6 protein-coding genes are annotated in these 4,356 nt (G+C 43.3%); 5 read left to right on the top strand and 1 reads right to left on the bottom strand.

Annotated features, from left to right (window positions below):
- A partial coding sequence (locus tag F557_RS23180; RefSeq protein ID WP_211209609.1) for a hypothetical protein occupies window positions 1-227 on the bottom strand: 227 nt, incomplete at its 3' end.
- 133 nt (window positions 228-360) lie between these two features.
- Between F557_RS23180 and F557_RS0118070 the strand changes: the two genes are divergently transcribed.
- The 5 genes from F557_RS0118070 to F557_RS0118090 all read left to right on the top strand — a co-directional run.
- Window positions 361-1,107: a hypothetical protein gene (locus tag F557_RS0118070; protein WP_157617970.1), complete on the top strand. Its 747-nt coding sequence runs from the start codon at window positions 361-363 to the stop codon at window positions 1,105-1,107.
- A complete protein-coding gene (locus F557_RS0118075) occupies window positions 1,065-1,385 on the top strand; it encodes a hypothetical protein (protein WP_245539434.1) in 321 nt (106 codons plus the stop codon). The genes F557_RS0118070 and F557_RS0118075 overlap by 43 nt, the downstream gene beginning before the upstream one ends.
- A gap of 51 nt (window positions 1,386-1,436) precedes the next feature.
- On the top strand, window positions 1,437-2,999 hold the full coding sequence (locus tag F557_RS0118080; protein WP_019003611.1) for a DDE-type integrase/transposase/recombinase: 1,563 nt from the start codon (window positions 1,437-1,439) through the stop codon (window positions 2,997-2,999).
- Between the two features lie 10 nt (window positions 3,000-3,009).
- On the top strand, window positions 3,010-3,840 hold the full coding sequence (locus F557_RS0118085) for an ExeA family protein (RefSeq protein ID WP_044143852.1): 831 nt from the start codon (window positions 3,010-3,012) through the stop codon (window positions 3,838-3,840).
- 63 nt (window positions 3,841-3,903) lie between these two features.
- Window positions 3,904-4,356, top strand: a 453-nt coding sequence (locus tag F557_RS0118090) for a DNA-binding protein (RefSeq protein ID WP_019003613.1), incomplete at its 3' end; no start/stop codon positions are given.

Below are 4,356 nucleotides of genomic sequence, written 5' to 3' on the forward strand. Positions count from 1 at the left end.
TTGTGTCGATGACCAGATAATATGTCCCTCTTTTGCTCAATCGGTTTGTCCCAATATCTGAACTTCGGAGATACAATATTGCTCACTGGCTTTGTCTCAGCTTCTGTAACATACTTTACAGCAATGGTGTAATATTGTTTTTTAAAGTCTGGAAGATGTAAAGTTGTGGTAGCCGAATTTTTGTCAGGGGCGCTGCTCGTTTGTGGTGCTACCAGTCGGCCAATCAATTAGATTCCGATCGGTTCTTACATTAGCCAGAAATGAGTTGCCTCTGAAACACAGAGTGTTAGACGATGGTGGCAACACAGAAGAACAATGAAGTAAAAGAAATGAAATAAGGACTTAAGAGAACCACTCCCAATGTTTAGCGACAAACGAATGGTTCTCCTGCATATAAGCATGATCATTCTATCAAATAAACGGTTCCTGGTGGAAGCAAATTGTGTAATAAATTCCATTAGTGCTGTTGGAAAGTTAATAGCATTCCTGAAGAGAAATAACCTTCTGGGTACAGTTTATCGCTACAGATTAAAGAATTCTGTGTCTCTCAAATGCCCATACTGCGGGGCTCCGTGCACTCATTACGGTTACGCTTATAAAATCATTGTTTCTCCTGAAGATGACAGGCTGGATCTATTCTTTTTACCGAGGTGCCAGTGTACCAATAGCAATTGCGTATGCCGCATAAAGAGAGACGAGGCAAAGACCAAATCCAGATACGAAGAAACTGGAATTTATGAAGAATATACCGGCAACAACGTTACCCACGTTGTATTCCCGGATACCCTAGTGCCGTTTGAACGGTATCCGTCATTCGTTATCGAAATTATTGCGCTGCTGAGAATCATCAGAGCAAAGGATTTTCTTCCTGGAGCCTCTCAGGCTAGCCTGGAAACAGACGAAAGGGTTGTAAATCTTAAGGAATTCTGTATTTCTTCCTTTATTAACTATACAAGCCAGTTACTCCGAACCAAAGAAAAAAAGATCCTCAGGGCCAATCAGCCAAAAAAGTCCGTAACCAGTTACCAGGCAGAAATGAAGGCAGTGCTTTCTGGCAATGGCTCATTGATACCTTTGTTTTTACAGATTCCAACGATTCCTTTGTAAATGAGTTTCCCGGGAAAAAATTTGAAAAGCTGGTTCAGAATGCCATGAAGAAGCTGCAATCAGAGAAAGACAGCTTCTTACGTAATTTTCTGAGACGCATTCAAAAAATCACTGTTGTAAACGGCTTTCAGGATCTGAGCAAATTCCGAAAAACCCTGGAATTCATAGCCAGAATTACCCACCTGCACTTCATGAACCGTCTTTTGCTCTCCAGGTTTGTCCCGAGATTCCCAACATACTATCTGGGTTACCGCTATCGCGGGTTCTGTAAGATGTAGTCACCGGCTTACAGGAGTACCCAGAATCCTCAAAATTTACAGGAGATTCACGTGGCAAAAGGTGACAAAAACAGGGAAACAGCTCTGAAAAGACTGGAAATTATCATACCGCTGATAAATTCCAGAAAAGGAGAGGTGAGCTATGCTCAAATTGCAAAGAACGCCGATCTTTCCGTAAAGACTATCAGACGCTGGGTTAACGCTTACAGGAAGCAAAGGATTAAAGGTCTGATTCCGAACTATAAAGGCAGTTCAACTATCAAGAAGACCGGCATCAGATTTGATGACGTTCTGACCAAGGCCATGTCAATGCGAAGAACAGACCCGCATATTTCTGTGAAGAACATAATCTTCGCTTACGAGAGTGAAAACCCTGACTACAAGGGAATAATCAAGCGGTCTACCCTGCAGAGGTATTTGCAGGAACGTCATTATGGCAAGCACGAATTGCTGACTCAGGAAAAAATGGATGGCAGAAAATGCTTCCAGAGATACAGACGAAAGGAGATTCTTCATACTCTGCAGCTTGATGTGAAGGAATTTCCCAAGGGGACTCTTATAGATGCGTATGGTGCTCCATGTTCAGGCTATATTCAGGCATGCATAGATAACTGTTCCAGAAAAATCGTTTCCTACAAAGTGGGAACGGATCAGCGGGGGCATATAGTAAACGATTGTCTGAAGCAGGTTGTTTCTGAAATTGGGATACCCAAACATCTTCATGTTGATAATGGTGCAATTTATAGATCGCGGATTTTTAACAGAGCATGCAAAATATTAAACATCAGGATAATCAAATGCACTCCTTTTGCCGGATACCAAAAAGGAGTTATTGAAAGATTTAACGGCAAGCTTAATGAACTGGAAAATCAGTTGCTGGCAGTCCCCGGAATGAACTATGAGGGATTTAAGAAGCTGGTTGATATTTGGGTTGACAACTATAACCGGACGGCACACAGCATTTTGAAAGAAGGCGGCAAGTATCTTTCTCCGGCGGAGTACTGGAGCAGACATTTTACGAAACATGAAACCATAGATGATGAGACCGCAGCATATGTTTTTAAGGAGTCAATGTCCAGAAAAGTAGGCAAGGACGGTCTTATCAGCATTGGTTCCGCCAAATACAAAGTAAATATAGACGATGCGCCTGCCGGATCAGTTGTTGAACTTCTGGCAAATCCTGATGGTACCTTCGAACAGGTTCTGGCTGATTACAAAACTGAAAAGCTTGAGGTGTTTGAGTATCCGGAACACGCTTCTGCAGAAAAGAAGCAGGGAACCCAAAATACCGACAAGGATATTTCCTTTTTGTATGCACTGCTGAGAAATAATGCCAGAGCCAAAAACCGTTTTAAGGATGAGGCCTCCTTTATTAAGGAAATGAATGATTTCCTGTTTGGCACTTCTGGCCGCAAAAACAAAAATCCGGCAGAAATCACTGCAAAGGATACTACGCAGGAAACGTCGGCAAAAACCAGCGTTCCCCAAAATTCTGCAGAAACAGAAAAACGTCCGGCGACTGGTGTTAAGACCGGAAACGGGAAAGTAGAACGCGGACTTGGTAATAACCAGTCTCCATTTCTAAATCTGGATAATAACCTGGAAAACAGCTAGGGAGGCTTGTATGCAGGACAATATAGGTTTTTTACAGAAATTTGGCATGATCAGAGTCCCCTTTACTTCAAATATAGGACTGGAATACCTCAGCAGGCCCGAACAGTTCATTGATGTTATGAATCGCCTGAACTATGTTGCCGGGAATCAAATGTTTGCGGTGCTCACAGGAATTGTTGGTGTAGGTAAAAGCACTGTGCTCAGGGCTTTCAGCAGCAGCCTGTCTCCGGAATCCTTTGAAGTTCTCTATGTATCTCAGAGCAACCTGTCACCGCGATGGCTTTATTCAATTCCGCTGAATCAGCTGGGAATAGATCCCAGGTTTTACACGAACGATGCCAAGAAGCAGTTCCATGAGGCCTTGTTCTCCCTGACAGCAATTAAGCACAAAAACGTTGTGCTGATTGTTGATGAAGCTCATCTGATAAATCATCAGACCCTGCAGGAAATCAGATTCCTGCTGAATTGCAAGTTTGATGCGGGGAATCCTCTGTGCCTCATTCTTGCCGGACAGAACGAACTCTGGCGGGTACTGGAACGAGAAGAGAATATGGCAATTGCTCAGCGTATCGACATGATATGCAAAATGACAGCACTGACTGACGAACAGGTCGGCATATATATAGCCTCTCATTTGAAATATTCCGGAGCCACTGAACGAATCTTCTCCGCGGAATCAATAGAAGAGATAAGCAAAAGATCCCAGGGCATACCGCGTCTGATCAACAAGATCTGCACCCATGCTTTGCTGTATGCGGCTTCCCGGGGTGAAGAGCTTGTTACCAGAGAAATCGTGGTAAATGCCATAAACAACGAACTGCCAAAATGCGTTTTGTTATAGCCTGAGTAATAAATGAAAGGATGCGGCGTATGCTTCGTCCTCTCTCAATAAAGGAGTATAGATATGGATCAGCAGACTGAAAATCCCCCGTCAGAGGTTAACCAGACGACGAAGTCAAATTACGTCTCTAAAGATATGGTGAGGGAGGCCGTAAATTCTCTCAGGCAGCAGAACAAGAAACCGACTATTGCGAGAATTCGCAAGACAATAGGCAAGGGAAGTTATACAACCATTTCCAAATGGTTCAGTGAAATCCAAAAGGAATCGGCCCCCGCCACGGATACTGAGGAGCCGGAAGTGTCAGCGGTACTGGCCGAGGCGGCTTCAAGGGCTGTCCAGGAATTATGGGAACTTGCCCGGAATGAAGTAAAAAAAGTCTATGAAAAGAAAATTAAGGAGCTAAATTCAGAGATTGCATCTTTTACCGAAAACAGGGAAGAGCTCTGCAAGGAAATAGATATCCTTCACGAAAAAATCCGGACTGACGGAGAGCTTATCAAGGAGAGTAATTATAAA

The organism is Succinimonas amylolytica DSM 2873, from assembly GCF_000378405.1.
GTDB classification, from domain to species: domain Bacteria; phylum Pseudomonadota; class Gammaproteobacteria; order Enterobacterales; family Succinivibrionaceae; genus Succinimonas; species Succinimonas amylolytica.

Coding starts and splice junctions, on each gene's coding strand:
- F557_RS0118070 (WP_157617970.1), top strand. CDS start 361: ATGTTTAGCGACAAACGAATGGTTCTCCTGCATATAAGCATGATCATT.
- F557_RS0118085 (WP_044143852.1), top strand. CDS start 3,010: ATGCAGGACAATATAGGTTTTTTACAGAAATTTGGCATGATCAGAGTC.